The organism is Neobacillus sp. D3-1R, assembly GCF_052180215.1.
In the GTDB taxonomy this organism is placed as follows: domain Bacteria; phylum Bacillota; class Bacilli; order Bacillales; family Cytobacillaceae; genus Pseudoneobacillus.
In genome coordinates this window covers 960,891-976,977 of record NZ_CP197471.1, presented here as the reverse complement: position 1 = coordinate 976,977, position 16,087 = coordinate 960,891, and the positions used below count along the sequence as shown (strand labels likewise).

Genomic DNA, 16,087 nt, shown 5'->3' with positions numbered 1-16,087 from the left:
ATTCTAATTTTTTGCCTTGATTTCCTCTAATGCCTTTGCATTTCCATAAACAGGCTTTGGAAGCTTAGTTGGTTCAGCCCACTTGACTGCATTGATGATAACTCTTTGAACTTCTTTATTATAATAAGTTGGATATGTTTCATGACCTGGTCGGAAATAGAAAATCTTCCCTTTGCCTCTTTGATAAGTACAACCACTTCTAAATACTTCTCCGCCTTCAAACCAACTAACCATTAATAATTGGTCTGGAGCAGGAATATCAAAATGCTCACCATACATTTCTTCTTTCTCAATTTCTATATATTCTCCTAAGCCCTCTACAATCGGATGACTTGGGTCAATAATCCATATACGTTCCTTTTCACTTGCTTCTCTCCATTTTAGATCGCATGAAGTTCCCATTAAGGTTTTAAATATCTTAGAAAAATGACCTGAATGAAGAACAATTAAACCCATACCATCTAGAACTCTTTGCTTTACCTTTTCTACCACTTCATCTTTTACCTCATTGTGGGCAATATGTCCCCACCAAATAAGAACGTCTGTTTCGTTAAGTACATCGTCTGATAGCCCATGCTCTGGTTCATCCAATGTTGCTGTACGGACTTCAATATTTTCTTCTCCAAGAAATGAAGCAATGGTGCCATGTATTCCTTCTGGATAAACTTCTCTTACTTGTGGATTCTTCTGTTCATGGCGATTTTCATTCCAAACTAGTACTTTTAACATAAAAAGACCTCCATTTATTATTTAGCTATGTAGAATATCATTCTTAAAGACAATACAAATAAGTGCTTTACAAAACTACATTTCGATTTGATAACCCACATAAAGAGATTTTAGCGAATAAATATTATAGAAAGATAATTGTTTTATTCATATTCTATGATTATCACCTTCAAAGATTCTGATGATAATCCAAATCTATCCTCCTTCCTTTTCTTTAGTATATAGCGTTTCAACCTTCATATGGAAGTATTTTTGAATAATTTTAAACGTATTTATACAACATTTTCTAATCAATTAAAATGAAATAAAAAAACGCAATGCCTCATTTTTATAAAAATGAAACACTGCGTTGGTTAACATATGTATGGAGCGGGTGATGGGAATCGAACCCACGACATCAGCTTGGAAGGCTGAGGTTTTACCATTAAACTACACCCGCAAAAATACAGTCAAAATTTGTCGAATGAACAATAATTATTTTACATAAGTTATTAGACAATGTCAACCTAAGTAGAAGTGATTAAAAATCTATTTTTAAAGAAAATACATTACATATTCAGTAATTAGTATAAAAATATAACATTTTTTACAAAATTGTACAAAATATCATTGTGTAGGTCTTAATACCTAGTTATAATAAAATATGTCGTTTTTTGTCTCATCTATAAAATTGGGAGGTTAATTGTGAAGAAAAAGATAAAATATCAAATTCTTGTACCATTTTTAGCTATTATACTTATTTCTATCATTCTTATTTCTTACATAAGCTACGGATTATCTGTATCGATTATGTCAAAAGAATTGATTAACAGTGTTAAAAACCAAAATCAGCAAACGAATGCCTCTTTTGAACAGTTTTTTAACAGTGCAACTCAAACCTTGGAAGTAGTTAGAAACTCTTCTGAAATAAAGAATTATGAAAGTGATCGACCTGCTTTAATTGATTACATGCGTACCTTAAAATCAGCAAACTCTTCACTTACAGATATTTATATGGGTACTGATAAGGGTGAAATGATCATTGCAGATTGGGAGGTACCTTCTGACTATGATCCACGAACAAGGACTTGGTATGGAGATGCGGTAAAAAATAGAGGAAAAGTTATTTGGACAGAACCCTATGTTGATGCTGAAACAAAAGATGTTGTCGTAACTGTTGCTAAAACAATGGAAAAAGATAATCAGGTAATTAGAGTTGTCGCTATTGATTTATCCATTACACAATTAGTAGCTTCCCTAAAAGCCATGGAAGATGCTAGCTCCACTGAGATGTCTTTAATTGATGAAAACGGACAAGTCTTATACCATACCAATAAAAAACTTATTGGATCTAATATTAAAGATGAAAGCTTCTTTTCACAGATACATAATTTAAAGACTGTTGGAAACTTTAACTTTAAATATGAAGGTGAAGAAAAATCAATGATAGTGGTAAAAAATCCAACTACTCATTGGGCAATCACTGGCAGTATTAACATTTCAGATTTAAATAAGAAATCATCTAAAATTGTATTCCCATTAGCTGTTACTAGTATTATTTTATTAATCTTAAGTATCCTTGCTAGTATCGTCTTATCTAGAAAAATTTCGAGACCATTAAACGACCTTTCCAAAACTGCGAAAGAAATTGAGAATGGGAATTTAACCATTCGTTCAACTATAACAAGAAAGGACGAAATTGGATCTCTTACAAACAGCTTTAATCATATGATATCTGAGCTGCATTCGACTATAGTCGAGGTCGCAACTATTTCGAAGCAGGTCAAATCAGCCTCTAATATATTATCTCAAAGTGCAGATGAAAGCGCTGTTACTTCAGATGAAGTTTCTCAAGCCATGCAAGAAATTTCAGTTGGAACAATGAACCAATCTGAGCTTATTGAAAAATGTTTAATATCCATCCAAAATCTAGGCGATCAATTTGATTATTTAGACCAACAAATGAAACATATGATGGAGAACTCAGAATTAATGATTAATACTTCGGAAAAAGGTTTACATGTTCTTGATCATTTAAGAACAAATTCTACACAAACAAATGAAAAAATAAATACGATGGTTAAAGCTATTCACATGCTTGATAATCGCTCTAAAAATATCAGTACAATTATAAATACCATTTCGCAAATTTCTAATCAAACCAATTTATTAGCTTTAAATGCGGCAATTGAGGCTGCTCGTGCAGGGGAAGCAGGTAAGGGATTTGCGGTTGTAGCAGGAGAAGTAAGATCTTTAGCTGAACAAACAGGAATATCCTTACAAGATATAGAAAAGTTGATTTTTGAAATGCAAGAAGAAATGGGCGTCACCATTCAACAAATTGAGGAAACACATACTGTTACTGAACTTCAACAAGAAGGTGTAAATAATACGGAAACAGTTTTTCATGAGATTACAAAAGATATTAAGAATAATTATGAAATTATAAAGAATGTCCATGATCAAATGGATGTCATGATTTCTAATAAAGATTTAGTTATACAAACTTTTGAATCCATAAGTGCAATTTCTCAAGAAACTGCCAGTGGTGCTGAAGAAGTTGCTGCCTCAATAGAAGAACAAACTGCATCTGTACAAAACTTGGCAGCTCTAAGTATCCACCTAGAAGAACAAGCAAATCTATTAAAAGCACGCTGTGATGTATTTCATTTAGACTAAAAGATAATGAAAATATTCAGTGATAATGGTCAATACCTTGGGTAATCAGGGTATTGGTTTTATTTTTCTATTATCATGTGAAAGAAAGACTCATATTTGTAATTCAACCATTTACTGCACCTTTTTTTACATTTAGCCATGCAACTGTATATGGCTAAACGTATGACAGAGATCTAACCCTATTATATTTGCTTGTTTACCAGGTAAGAGTCGTAATTTAGATAAATAAAAAACGCTTCTTACAAAGTGTAAGAAACGTTGTTCAAAAAGTTTATTTAACTAATGTAATGATACCGGTGGTCGGGGTCGAACCGACACTCCAGAGGAACACGATTTTGAGTCGTGCGCGTCTGCCAATTCCGCCACACCGGCGCGGTTAAATAATAGTTTTGTAATGCCGAGGACCGGAATCGAACCGGTACGGTAGTCACCTACCGCAGGATTTTAAGTCCTGTGCGTCTGCCAGTTCCGCCACCCCGGCAAAATATAAAAGTGCCCCAATCCAACTCATTTAAGAAATGGAGGCGGCAACCGGATTCGAACCGGTGGTAAAGGTTTTGCAGACCTCTGCCTTACCACTTGGCTATGCCGCCAAAATAATTGGAGCGGAAGACGGGATTCGAACCCGCGACCCCCACCTTGGCAAGGTGGTGTTCTACCACTGAACTACTTCCGCAAATGGCTGGGCTAGCTGGATTTGAACCAACGCATGTCGCAGTCAAAGTGCGATGCCTTACCGCTTGGCTATAGCCCAATTATTTTATATTTTTAAATAAATATGGGGCGATCGAGGGGAATCGAACCCCCGAGTGCCAGAGCCACAATCTGGTGCGTTAACCACTTCGCCACGACCGCCATATTATTTGGCAGGGGTAGTAGGAATCGAACCCACACCAAAGGTTTTGGAGACCTTCGTTCTACCTTTAAACTATACCCCTATTATAAATTACTTATTTTCCATAGTGCAATTTAAGGATATCTATTTTCGCTATCGCGAAAAAGATTTGGTGGAGGGGGACGGATTCGAACCGCCGAACCCAAGGGAGCGGATTTACAGTCCGCCGCGTTTAGCCACTTCGCTACCCCTCCATTTAATTTTAAACAGTGCCGGCGAGAGGACTTGAACCCCCAACCTACTGATTACAAGTCAGTTGCTCTACCAATTGAGCTACACCGGCATGTAAGGAGACTTTTACACTTAGAAAAAAATCAAGGTGGCTCAGGACGGAATCGAACCGCCGACACAAGGATTTTCAGTCCTTTGCTCTACCGACTGAGCTACTGAGCCATAATTTGTTTTATTATTAAATTATTAAAATATAAATGGCGGTCCGGACGGGACTCGAACCCGCGACCTCCTGCGTGACAGGCAGGCATTCTAACCAACTGAACTACCGGACCAAAATTATTTTCAAGCTATGCTTGAAAATAACTAATTGCGGGGGCAGGATTTGAACCTGCGACCTTCGGGTTATGAGCCCGACGAGCTACCGGGCTGCTCCACCCCGCGACAATATTAAATCTACCTTATTAACTTTTCTATGTTCATATAGCATAGAGTAATATGGTGGAGGATGACGGGATCGAACCGCCGACCCTCTGCTTGTAAGGCAGATGCTCTCCCAGCTGAGCTAATCCTCCATTTATTGGTGACCCATACGGGATTCGAACCCGTGTTACCGCCGTGAAAGGGCGGTGTCTTAACCGCTTGACCAATGGGCCATATTAAATATTATAATGGCGGAGAGCAAGGGATTTGAACCCTTGAGACAGGGTTACCCGCCTACACGATTTCCAATCGTGCTCCTTCGGCCACTCGGACAGCTCTCCAAAAAATATGGCTCCGCAGGTAGGACTCGAACCTACGACCGTTCGGTTAACAGCCGAATGCTCTACCACTGAGCTACTGCGGAACAATGTTATGCCTGGCGACGTCCTACTCTCACAGGAGGAATCCTCCAACTACCATCGGCGCTGAGAAGCTTAACTTCCGTGTTCGGTATGGGAACGGGTGTGACCTTCTCGCCATCGCCACCAGACTTTTTTCAGTGACACTATTTTATTATAATGTTTTCCTGAAAAATTTCAAGAGGAAATTTAAAACTTTTTGTTCCCTCAAAACTAGATAATGTATTAGAAGAAGTAAAAACGAGTTTGCCTTATTTGGATATCCAAATATTTTGGTTAAGTCCTCGAACGATTAGTATCAGTCAGCTCCACACGTCACCGCGCTTCCACCTCTGACCTATCAACCTGATCATCTTTCAGGGTTCTTACTAGCTTACGCTATGGGAAATCTCATCTTGAGGGGGGCTTCATGCTTAGATGCTTTCAGCACTTATCCCGTCCGCACATAGCTACCCAGCGATGCCTTTGGCAAGACAACTGGTACACCAGCGGTGCGTCCATCCCGGTCCTCTCGTACTAAGGACAGCTCCTCTCAAATTTCCTACGCCCACGACGGATAGGGACCGAACTGTCTCACGACGTTCTGAACCCAGCTCGCGTACCGCTTTAATGGGCGAACAGCCCAACCCTTGGGACCGACTACAGCCCCAGGATGCGATGAGCCGACATCGAGGTGCCAAACCTCCCCGTCGATGTGGACTCTTGGGGGAGATAAGCCTGTTATCCCCGGGGTAGCTTTTATCCGTTGAGCGATGGCCCTTCCATGCGGAACCACCGGATCACTAAGCCCGACTTTCGTCCCTGCTCGACTTGTAGGTCTCGCAGTCAAGCTCCCTTGTGCCTTTACACTCTACGAATGATTTCCAACCATTCTGAGGGAACCTTTGGGCGCCTCCGTTACTCTTTAGGAGGCGACCGCCCCAGTCAAACTGCCCACCTGACACTGTCTCCCACCCCGATAGAGGGGTGCGGGTTAGAATTTCAATACAGCCAGGGTAGTATCCCACCGACGCCTCCACCGAAGCTGGCGCTCCGGCTTCTCAGGCTCCTACCTATCCTGTACAAGCTGTACCAAAATTCAATATCAGGCTACAGTAAAGCTCCACGGGGTCTTTCCGTCCTGTCGCGGGTAACCTGCATCTTCACAGGTACTATAATTTCACCGAGTCTCTCGTTGAGACAGTGCCCAGATCGTTACGCCTTTCGTGCGGGTCGGAACTTACCCGACAAGGAATTTCGCTACCTTAGGACCGTTATAGTTACGGCCGCCGTTTACTGGGGCTTCGATTCAGAGCTTCGCTTGCGCTAACCCCTCCTCTTAACCTTCCAGCACCGGGCAGGCGTCAGCCCCTATACTTCGCCTTACGGCTTCGCAGAGACCTGTGTTTTTGCTAAACAGTCGCCTGGGCCTATTCACTGCGGCTTTTCGAGGCTATTCACCCCAAAAAGCACCCCTTCTCCCGAAGTTACGGGGTCATTTTGCCGAGTTCCTTAACGAGAGTTCTCTCGCACACCTTAGGATTCTCTCCTCGCCTACCTGTGTCGGTTTGCGGTACGGGCACCTTTTATCTCGCTAGAGGCTTTTCTTGGCAGCGTGGAATCAGGAACTTCGGTACTATATTTCCCTCGCTATCACAGCTCAGCCTTCACGGTAACGGGATTTGCCTCGTTACCAGCCTAACTGCTTAGACGCACATATCCAACAGTGCGCTTACCCTATCCTTCTGCGTCCCCCCATTGCTCAAACGATAAAGAGGTGGTACAGGAATATCAACCTGTTATCCATCGCCTACGCCTTTCGGCCTCGGCTTAGGTCCCGACTAACCCTGAGCGGACGAGCCTTCCTCAGGAAACCTTAGGCATACGGTGGATGGGATTCTCACCCATCTTTCGCTACTCATACCGGCATTCTCACTTCTAAGCGCTCCACCAGTCCTTACGGTCTAGCTTCAACGCCCTTAGAACGCTCTCCTACCACTGACACCATACGGTGTCAATCCACAGCTTCGGTGTTACGTTTAGCCCCGGTACATTTTCGGCGCAGAGTCACTCGACCAGTGAGCTATTACGCACTCTTTAAATGGTGGCTGCTTCTAAGCCAACATCCTGGTTGTCTAAGCAACTCCACATCCTTTTCCACTTAACGTAAACTTTGGGACCTTAGCTGGTGGTCTGGGCTGTTTCCCTTTTGACTACGGATCTTATCACTCGCAGTCTGACTCCCACGGATAAGTCTTTGGCATTCGGAGTTTGTCTGAATTCGGTAACCCGATGAGGGCCCCTAGTCCAAACAGTGCTCTACCTCCAAGACTCTTACTACGTGAGGCTAGCCCTAAAGCTATTTCGGAGAGAACCAGCTATCTCCAAGTTCGATTGGAATTTCTCCGCTACCCACACCTCATCCCCGCACTTTTCAACGTGCGTGGGTTCGGGCCTCCATCCAGTGTTACCTGGACTTCACCCTGGACATGGGTAGATCACCTGGTTTCGGGTCTACGACCACATACTCATTCGCCCTATTCAGACTCGCTTTCGCTGCGGCTCCGTCTTATCAACTTAACCTTGCATGTAATCGTAACTCGCCGGTTCATTCTACAAAAGGCACGCTATCACCCATTAACGGGCTCTAACTACTTGTAGGCACACGGTTTCAGGATCTTTTTCACTCCCCTTCCGGGGTGCTTTTCACCTTTCCCTCACGGTACTGGTTCACTATCGGTCACTAGGGAGTATTTAGCCTTGGGAGATGGTCCTCCCTGCTTCCGACCGGATTTCTCGTGTCCGGCCGTACTCAGGATCCACTCAGGAGGGAACGAAGTTTCGACTACAGGGTTTTTACCTTCTCTGACCGATCTTTCCAGATCTGTTCATCTACCCCGTTCCTTTGTAACTCCATGTTGAGTGTCCTACAACCCCAAGAGGCAAGCCTCTTGGTTTGGGCTATGTCCCGTTTCGCTCGCCGCTACTCAGGGAATCGCGTTTGCTTTCTCTTCCTCCGGGTACTTAGATGTTTCAGTTCCCCGGGTATGCCATCAGTACCCTATGTATTCAGATAAAGATACTACTCCATTACGAGCAGTGGGTTTCCCCATTCGGAAATCTCCGGATCAAAGCTTACTTACAGCTCCCCGGAGCATATCGGCGTTAGTCCCGTCCTTCATCGGCTCCTAGTGCCAAGGCATCCACCGTGCGCCCTTATTAACTTAACCTAAAGGTTAATTCTCTTACTATAAAATAAGAGAGAAACTAAAATGGCAATTACTCGGTTTTCACTTGGTTTCTTCTATACGATTATCTAGTTTTCAAGGAACAAGACTACGAATTTCAATCACATCGTGATGATCTTCCTAGCTTAACTTCATGCTGCCTTGCGACATAGCGAAGCGAAGGAGCAAAAAAAATTGGAGATAACAATCTATTTAAATGAGATTGCTCTCTCAAAACTAAACACCAAACGATTAACACCAAAGATTTAAATGTTTTTTTGTGACCAATAATAAAAATATTCATTTTTACTCGGTCACTTATATTCCTTAGAAAGGAGGTGATCCAGCCGCACCTTCCGATACGGCTACCTTGTTACGACTTCACCCCAATCATCTGTCCCACCTTAGGCGGCTGGCTCCTTACGGTTACCCCACCGACTTCGGGTGTTACAAACTCTCGTGGTGTGACGGGCGGTGTGTACAAGGCCCGGGAACGTATTCACCGCGGCATGCTGATCCGCGATTACTAGCGATTCCAGCTTCATGCAGGCGAGTTGCAGCCTGCAATCCGAACTGAGAATGGTTTTATGGGATTCGCTTAACCTCGCGGTCTTGCAGCCCTTTGTACCATCCATTGTAGCACGTGTGTAGCCCAGGTCATAAGGGGCATGATGATTTGACGTCATCCCCACCTTCCTCCGGTTTGTCACCGGCAGTCACCTTAGAGTGCCCAACTGAATGCTGGCAACTAAGATCAAGGGTTGCGCTCGTTGCGGGACTTAACCCAACATCTCACGACACGAGCTGACGACAACCATGCACCACCTGTCACTCTGTCCCCCGAAGGGGAAAGCCCTATCTCTAGGGTTGTCAGAGGATGTCAAGACCTGGTAAGGTTCTTCGCGTTGCTTCGAATTAAACCACATGCTCCACCGCTTGTGCGGGCCCCCGTCAATTCCTTTGAGTTTCAGTCTTGCGACCGTACTCCCCAGGCGGAGTGCTTAATGCGTTAGCTGCAGCACTAAAGGGCGGAAACCCTCTAACACTTAGCACTCATCGTTTACGGCGTGGACTACCAGGGTATCTAATCCTGTTTGCTCCCCACGCTTTCGCGCCTCAGCGTCAGTTACAGACCAGAAAGTCGCCTTCGCCACTGGTGTTCCTCCACATCTCTACGCATTTCACCGCTACACGTGGAATTCCACTTTCCTCTTCTGTACTCAAGTCCCCCAGTTTCCAATGACCCTCCACGGTTGAGCCGTGGGCTTTCACATCAGACTTAAAGGACCGCCTGCGCGCGCTTTACGCCCAATAATTCCGGACAACGCTTGCCACCTACGTATTACCGCGGCTGCTGGCACGTAGTTAGCCGTGGCTTTCTGGTTAGGTACCGTCAAGGTACCGGCAGTTACTCCGGTACTTGTTCTTCCCTAACAACAGAGCTTTACGACCCGAAGGCCTTCATCGCTCACGCGGCGTTGCTCCGTCAGACTTTCGTCCATTGCGGAAGATTCCCTACTGCTGCCTCCCGTAGGAGTCTGGGCCGTGTCTCAGTCCCAGTGTGGCCGATCACCCTCTCAGGTCGGCTACGCATCGTTGCCTTGGTGAGCCGTTACCTCACCAACTAGCTAATGCGCCGCGGGCCCATCTGTAAGTGACAGCCGAAACCGTCTTTCAGCTTTTCCTCATGTGAGGAAAAGGATTATCCGGTATTAGCTCCGGTTTCCCGAAGTTATCCCAGTCTTACAGGCAGGTTGCCCACGTGTTACTCACCCGTCCGCCGCTAACCTTTAGGAGCAAGCTCCTAAAGATTCGCTCGACTTGCATGTATTAGGCACGCCGCCAGCGTTCGTCCTGAGCCAGGATCAAACTCTCCAATAAAGAGTTGATATAGCTCATAAAGTTTACTCTGGCTTTTTTAAAACTTCTATAATAGAAGCCTTACTTTTGTTAATGTTTGGTTGTTTAGTTTTCAAAGAGCAATTTTTATCACTTCGCTCAGAAGCGACTTTTATAATATATCATGTTGTTTTTTTTATGTCAACCACTTTTTAAAACTTAATCCGTCAACTACGATAACGATTATTTCGTTTTTCGCAGCGACGGATATTAATATAACAAGGATTCATTTAAAGGTCAATAGTTTATAATACTTTTTTAAGATAATTTTTCTTTCACCTTATAATATCTATGGTAAATTCCTTGTCCCTTTGTTTCAACACTTACCACTCTGATAAAATTCTTATCAATTAAGTACTCTAACAAAACCTCAAGATCAACCGAATAGGAAGATAACTCGTCATGTTCCATCATTTCTTGAAATGACCAATATTCTTGAGTTATTAAAATATCCATTAAATGTGAGATTCCAATCACGGTTCGTGAGTGAATAAGAAACTCACTAGCTAGGAAAAGAAGCTCTAAACGTTTGTCTAATGACTCTGAACTATTAACTAATTCTTCATATAACTTAAAGATTTCAGGTTCAATTTGTTTGACTTGCTGCCAAACGGTGACCTCAGGATGGAATCCATTTTCTATGACAGCTAATCTCGCCAAGTGGTGCAGTGAATGAACAACATGATTAAAAGCATCTAATGATTGATGGTTTTCAAAAAACGTTTTTCCATCCACATACCGTCTTATTAACTTAGCAAATTCTAGTCCCATTTTTAACTTTCTTCCATAGAAAGGAAATTCTCTTAATTCTGTTTTTAAATTCTCCATATATTCATTACGATCGAACAAGATTTTTCCATTTAAAAGCCAATCAAAAATCTTTCGATTAGAACCTAATAATATCCATTCCCTTAACTGTGATTCAGATACAATATGCATGGCTGCCTTTTTATCATCAGAGCTATAATGTTTCACAAACCAAGGATGCTCCGCTTCTTTTAAGATAATTAACAATATAGCATCAAAATTATCTGTGTAGTTTTTCATAAATCCTTTTTCTATTATTTGAACACCTAATGTATTAGGATGACTTGCTCTTTCTTGATAAATCGGCCTTAGAATGTCTTCCATACTTCTGCCTCCATTATTATTGAACAAACACCTCTGCTTCTTCCTTTCAAATGGTGTTGTTCAATTTGCTCTAGCTATATTTTCGACAATTATTGTTGATTTCCTTCTTCTTAAAGCAGTAAGAATTCTCGTTAACAAATTACTTATAACTTGTGTTATAGTTATCCATTAGGAGGGAATGGTTATGGCAACTAAATATTCCAGTAAAATTAATAAAATTAGAACATTTGCATTAAGTTTAATCTTTATTGGGTTTATCGTCATGTATGGCGGAATATTCTTTAGAAGTTCCCCTATTCTAATGACTATTTTTATGATACTTGGACTTTTATTTATAATAGCAAGCACGGTCGTTTACTTTTGGATTGGAATGCTTTCTACAAAAACAGTACAAGTAGTTTGCCCAAGCTGCGGAAAGCCTACAAAAATGTTAGGTCGCGTAGACATGTGTATGTATTGCAGAGAATCATTAACCTTGGACCCAACTCTTGAGGGAAAAGAATTCGACGAAAGTTACAATCGAAAAAGCAAAAAGGATGGCAACTAACGCCATCCTTTCTTTTTTAAATAAATGTTTAATGCGCTTTTTGAGCGGAACAATCAGGGCAAGCACCATAGATTTCCATTCGATGGTGACCAATTTTAAAACCTGTTACATGAGAAGCCAAATGTTCTACTTCATCAAGACCCGGATAGTGAAAATCAACAATCTTTCCACAATCCTCACAAATCACATGGTAGTGTTGGGATGTTATATAATCAAAACGGCTTGATGCATCTCCGTAGGTTAATTCTTTTACAAGACCAACTTCTCGGAAGACACGTAAGTTATTATACACAGTCGCTACACTCATATTAGGAAATTTCCCTTCAAGAGCCTTATATATATCATCTGCAGTTGGATGTGACATGGAGTTGATTAAGTATTCTAAAATGGCATGACGTTGAGGAGTTATTCGAACACCTGTCTCCTTCAAAGTATCCAATGCTTCTTTTAACTGGTTTGACACCGCCATGCACCTCTTTCTGAAAAAATTATTACTTTATAATGTTTATAAATAGTGTACTAATTATATATTACTCTTGTCAATATTATTAACCTGTACATAGTATTTTTCACGAATTTGGACGTAATGTTTTTTCCGATTGACCCAACTTAGCATTTACATACCTTGCTGCCACAAATAAAAAGTCAGATAGGCGATTCAAGTAAGAAAGAACTAGCGGATTAAGTTCCTCTCCTAGAGAAACTGCACTTCGTTCTGCTCTTCTAACCACTGTTCTTGCTACATGTAGGGCTGCTCCCCCGGGGTGTCCTCCTGGTAATATAAAGTTTGTTAATGACACCAACTCCGAATCCCAAATATCAATTTGGTTTTCTAATTCCGTAATGTCCTCTTCTTTTAATCTCCATTTTACTTCTTTACCAGCAGGTGTAGCCAATTCAGCACCAACATGGAACAAGGTAGTTTGAATTTTATAAAAGATATCGTCAAATGCCGTTTTACCTTCGAATGAAACATCTTTTAAATGACTTAAAGCCAGTCCAATGACAGAATTTGTCTCATCACAAGAACCATACGCTTCTACTCTTGCATTATTTTTCGCAACCCTTTGTCCATATATAAGTGAAGTTGTGCCCTTATCACCTGTTTTTGTATAGATTTTCATATTCATATCCCCTATCCAATAAGCCTATTAATTATTACGTTTCTATTTAATATGTATGAAGAAATCAACTAAATATTTCGAACACCCTTATCTTTATGTAACACCTTTCATATCTCTTTCATCATATCACCAATTTTCTGATTTTTAAAAGTAGTTTCCCTCTTTAACAAATCTCTAAATATAAAAAAAAGAGACAGACCAAACGGTGATCTGTCTAAAAAAATTTATCTGAGGAGGTATGCCCTAATATAATGTATGCATTTCGACTTTGATGGAATGGACAATAGCCTTGTTTATAGAAAATAGGCATGACAAATTTTCTTTAATGAAGGCTGTTTTCGTATAAACTGTGGTTTTAAGCTTTTCTTAAAAAGTGAGCAGCTCTTTTCTTGATTTTAAACGAATTTTATCATTCTGCACTGAGTAATCACTTTAAATTAATTTTAAAAAACAACAAGGTTTTAGAAAAGAGCCTTAATAAATGTTAGAACTTCCTCAACATGGTTAGTTACTTTTACTTTCCGATACTCTTTTACTAATCGACCTTCTTTATCAATAATAAAAGTCGATCTTTCTATTCCCATGTATTCTTTACCAAAATTCTTTTTTAATTTCCAAACATCATACGCTTTTGCTGCTTCTTGATTTACATCGGCTAATAATAAAAATGGCAAACCATATTTTTCAATAAACTTTTCATGTCTTGCCAATGGATCAGGACTTACCCCAATTATAACCGCATCCATCTTATCGAAATTTTCATGTTGATCACGAAAGTCACATGCTTGTGTCGTACAACCCGGAGTCATATCCTTAGGATAAAAATAAAGAACTACATTTTTCCCACGATAATCCGAAAGCTTTACCTTTTCACCATTATTTGCCTCTAATTGAAAATCAGGTGCTAATTCACCAATATGTAACGTCATATCAATTACCCCCAATAAAGTAATGTCTAAATAAAGACTATACAATTTTGAGAATAAAGACAAATAAATGAAATTACCATTCACGGATTGCCCTTGCAACAAAAGCAGCAGGTATCGTATAACCAATTAAGGCTTCAAATACCACAAGCATCCTTCCAATTCCAAGGGGATAAATATCTCCATATCCAACTGAAAATATGGTCATAGCGCTAAAATAAAAGCTAGATTCCAGCTTCATTAAAAATCCATCATCAGATGTTAAAACCCCGTCCTTTACAACTGGATATCCATTCATATCAAACAGAAGATATAAAAGAGCAAATCCTAAGGTTACAGTAGTATAAAGGATTGCTAACACGAAAAAATTTTCTAAGGATGCTCTTTTCCCTTTAATTCTATAAGAAGAAAACATCGTTTTTAAGCTCATCACAATACTAGTAGATATCGAAAGTAATAAGAGAACAAAAAGCATAATGAATCCCTCTTTTATTTAATATAATATCGCACTTAATATTTCATGTTTATGCAGGCTTGGCCTATAAAATACAGCATAGAATGTTTTAAAATTTAGAAAAGGGGATTCCATGTTTAAAACATGCTAGAATAATAACGCAGTGATTTTTAGGAGGAATTGTCAATGCAATTTAATCAATCAGAAAAAATTTATGAAGAAGCATTAGAACATATTGTTGGAGGAGTCAACAGTCCTTCAAGGTCTTACAAAGCTGTCGGAGGCGGCGCACCAGTTGTAATGGAACGTGCTCAGGGTCCTTATTTTTGGGATGTTGATGGAAATCAATACATAGACTATTTAGCAGCATATGGACCAATTATTACAGGTCACGCTCATCCACATATCACAAAAGCTATACAGAGAGCAGCTGAAACAGGTGTCCTCTATGGCACTCCGACACCACATGAAGTAAAGTTTGCAAAGATGCTTAAGGAAGCTATGCCAGCATTAGAAAAAGTCCGTTTTGTCAATTCTGGAACAGAAGCAGTTATGACTACCATACGTGTGGCTCGCGCCTATACCGGTCGTGATAAAATTATTAAATTTGCCGGTTGTTACCATGGGCATTCAGACTTAGTTCTTGTTGCTGCTGGTTCTGGTCCTTCTACACTAGGAACACCTGACTCAGCTGGAGTTCCTAAAAGTATTGCTCAAGACGTCATTACTGTTCCTTTTAACGATATTGAACCATTTAGACAAGCACTCGAAAAATGGGGAGATCAAATTGCAGCAGTTTTAGTGGAGCCAATCGTAGGAAACTTCGGTATTGTCGAACCGAAACCTGGATTCTTACAACAAATCAATGAACTAACTCATGCCGCTGGTGCATTAGTTATTTATGATGAAGTAATAACAGCATTCCGCTTTATGTACGGAGGAGCTCAGGATTTATTAGGAGTAACCCCTGACTTAACAGCTCTTGGAAAAATTATTGGCGGAGGACTACCAATTGGAGCTTACGGCGGCAAAAAGGAAATTATGGAAAAAGTAGCCCCTCTAGGACCAGCCTATCAAGCAGGTACAATGGCAGGTAATCCCGCTTCCATTCTTTCAGGTATTGCTTGTTTAGAAGTATTAAAACAAAACGGCGTGTATGAATATTTGGATCGACTTGGTGCATTGTTAGAAGATGGAATTTTAAGTGCGGCAAAGGAATTTAATATTCCCATTACCATTAATCGTTTAAAAGGAGCTTTAACAGTCTATTTCACAAACGAAAAAGTGGAAAACTATGAGCAAGCCGAGAACACAAATGGCGAGATGTTTGCAAAGTTCTTCAAACTTATGCTCCATCAAGGAATTAATCTTGCTCCATCTAAATATGAGGCTTGGTTTGTAACGATCGCCCATACGGAAGAAGATATTGAATCTACCCTTCATGCAGTTCGTCAAGCTTTCGAAGAATTAATGAATGCATAATTATACAAAAACTTGTACATCAC

9 protein-coding genes, 17 tRNA genes and 3 rRNA genes are annotated in these 16,087 nt (G+C 40.7%); 3 read left to right on the top strand and 26 right to left on the bottom strand.

Features of this window, described 5'->3' with window-relative positions:
• Positions 1-3: 3 nt before the first annotated feature.
• On the bottom strand, positions 4-729 hold the full coding sequence (locus ACSBPO_RS04875) for a ThuA domain-containing protein (protein ID WP_442598943.1): 726 nt from the start codon (positions 727-729) through the stop codon (positions 4-6).
• 365 nt (positions 730-1,094) lie between these two features.
• Positions 1,095-1,168: transfer RNA gene (locus tag ACSBPO_RS04870), tRNA-Gly, on the bottom strand.
• A gap of 245 nt (positions 1,169-1,413) precedes the next feature.
• Between ACSBPO_RS04870 and ACSBPO_RS04865 the strand changes: the two genes are divergently transcribed.
• The gene (locus ACSBPO_RS04865; RefSeq protein ID WP_442598942.1) at positions 1,414-3,387 is read left to right on the top strand and encodes a methyl-accepting chemotaxis protein; all 1,974 of its coding nucleotides are present in this window, start codon (positions 1,414-1,416) and stop codon (positions 3,385-3,387) included.
• A 291-nt stretch (positions 3,388-3,678) separates the two neighbouring features.
• On the opposite strand, the gene ACSBPO_RS04860 is transcribed toward ACSBPO_RS04865, so the two are convergent.
• The 20 genes from ACSBPO_RS04860 to ACSBPO_RS04765 all read right to left on the bottom strand — a co-directional run bounded on the left by ACSBPO_RS04860 (position 3,679) and on the right by ACSBPO_RS04765 (position 11,531).
• Positions 3,679-3,759: transfer RNA gene (locus tag ACSBPO_RS04860), tRNA-Leu, on the bottom strand.
• Positions 3,760-3,782: 23 nt separating this feature from the next.
• Positions 3,783-3,868: transfer RNA gene (locus tag ACSBPO_RS04855), tRNA-Leu, on the bottom strand.
• A gap of 38 nt (positions 3,869-3,906) precedes the next feature.
• Positions 3,907-3,980, bottom strand: a tRNA-Cys gene (locus ACSBPO_RS04850).
• 8 nt (positions 3,981-3,988) lie between these two features.
• Positions 3,989-4,063 (bottom strand) — tRNA-Gly (locus tag ACSBPO_RS04845).
• Positions 4,064-4,066: 3 nt separating this feature from the next.
• Positions 4,067-4,141, bottom strand: a tRNA-Gln gene (locus ACSBPO_RS04840).
• Between the two features lie 25 nt (positions 4,142-4,166).
• Positions 4,167-4,242: transfer RNA gene (locus tag ACSBPO_RS04835), tRNA-His, on the bottom strand.
• A gap of 9 nt (positions 4,243-4,251) precedes the next feature.
• A tRNA-Trp gene (locus tag ACSBPO_RS04830) sits at positions 4,252-4,325 on the bottom strand.
• A gap of 67 nt (positions 4,326-4,392) precedes the next feature.
• Positions 4,393-4,476: transfer RNA gene (locus ACSBPO_RS04825), tRNA-Tyr, on the bottom strand.
• Positions 4,477-4,492: 16 nt separating this feature from the next.
• Positions 4,493-4,565, bottom strand: a tRNA-Thr gene (locus tag ACSBPO_RS04820).
• A 37-nt stretch (positions 4,566-4,602) separates the two neighbouring features.
• Positions 4,603-4,675 (bottom strand) — tRNA-Phe (locus tag ACSBPO_RS04815).
• A 36-nt stretch (positions 4,676-4,711) separates the two neighbouring features.
• Positions 4,712-4,788: transfer RNA gene (locus ACSBPO_RS04810), tRNA-Asp, on the bottom strand.
• Between the two features lie 35 nt (positions 4,789-4,823).
• A tRNA-Met gene (locus tag ACSBPO_RS04805) sits at positions 4,824-4,897 on the bottom strand.
• Positions 4,898-4,952: 55 nt separating this feature from the next.
• Positions 4,953-5,028 (bottom strand) — tRNA-Val (locus ACSBPO_RS04800).
• 6 nt (positions 5,029-5,034) lie between these two features.
• Positions 5,035-5,109, bottom strand: a tRNA-Glu gene (locus ACSBPO_RS04795).
• 16 nt (positions 5,110-5,125) lie between these two features.
• Positions 5,126-5,217 (bottom strand) — tRNA-Ser (locus ACSBPO_RS04790).
• 8 nt (positions 5,218-5,225) lie between these two features.
• A tRNA-Asn gene (locus ACSBPO_RS04785) sits at positions 5,226-5,300 on the bottom strand.
• A gap of 10 nt (positions 5,301-5,310) precedes the next feature.
• Positions 5,311-5,426: ribosomal RNA gene (gene rrf, locus ACSBPO_RS04780) — 5S ribosomal RNA — on the bottom strand.
• 141 nt (positions 5,427-5,567) lie between these two features.
• Positions 5,568-8,504: ribosomal RNA gene (locus tag ACSBPO_RS04775) — 23S ribosomal RNA — on the bottom strand.
• Positions 8,505-8,832: 328 nt separating this feature from the next.
• Positions 8,833-10,382 (bottom strand): 16S ribosomal RNA (locus ACSBPO_RS04770).
• The 16S, 23S and 5S rRNA genes sit together here with 16 tRNA genes alongside, the layout of an rRNA operon.
• Before the next feature lie 276 nt (positions 10,383-10,658).
• A complete protein-coding gene (locus ACSBPO_RS04765; protein ID WP_442598941.1) occupies positions 10,659-11,531 on the bottom strand; it encodes a nucleotidyltransferase-like protein in 873 nt (290 codons plus the stop codon).
• A gap of 184 nt (positions 11,532-11,715) precedes the next feature.
• Between ACSBPO_RS04765 and ACSBPO_RS04760 the strand changes: the two genes are divergently transcribed.
• Positions 11,716-12,078: a YgzB family protein gene (locus tag ACSBPO_RS04760; protein WP_442598940.1), complete on the top strand. Its 363-nt coding sequence runs from the start codon at positions 11,716-11,718 to the stop codon at positions 12,076-12,078.
• A gap of 28 nt (positions 12,079-12,106) precedes the next feature.
• On the opposite strand, the gene perR is transcribed toward ACSBPO_RS04760, so the two are convergent.
• From perR to ACSBPO_RS04740, 4 genes are all read right to left on the bottom strand, one after another.
• Positions 12,107-12,547: a peroxide-responsive transcriptional repressor PerR gene (perR, locus tag ACSBPO_RS04755; RefSeq protein ID WP_442598939.1), complete on the bottom strand. Its 441-nt coding sequence runs from the start codon at positions 12,545-12,547 to the stop codon at positions 12,107-12,109.
• 100 nt (positions 12,548-12,647) lie between these two features.
• Entirely contained in the window at positions 12,648-13,202 is a 555-nt protein-coding gene (locus tag ACSBPO_RS04750; RefSeq protein ID WP_442598938.1) for a cob(I)yrinic acid a,c-diamide adenosyltransferase, read from the bottom strand.
• Between the two features lie 461 nt (positions 13,203-13,663).
• The gene (bcp, locus tag ACSBPO_RS04745) at positions 13,664-14,131 is read right to left on the bottom strand and encodes a thioredoxin-dependent thiol peroxidase (protein WP_442598937.1); all 468 of its coding nucleotides are present in this window, start codon (positions 14,129-14,131) and stop codon (positions 13,664-13,666) included.
• A 73-nt stretch (positions 14,132-14,204) separates the two neighbouring features.
• Complete coding sequence (locus ACSBPO_RS04740; RefSeq protein WP_442598936.1) at positions 14,205-14,603, bottom strand: ion channel; 399 nt, start codon at positions 14,601-14,603, stop codon at positions 14,205-14,207.
• Positions 14,604-14,768: 165 nt separating this feature from the next.
• Here ACSBPO_RS04740 and ACSBPO_RS04735 point away from each other — a divergent pair, with 165 nt between their 5' ends.
• A complete protein-coding gene (locus tag ACSBPO_RS04735; protein WP_442598935.1) occupies positions 14,769-16,064 on the top strand; it encodes a glutamate-1-semialdehyde 2,1-aminomutase in 1,296 nt (431 codons plus the stop codon).
• Positions 16,065-16,087: the final 23 nt, after the last annotated feature.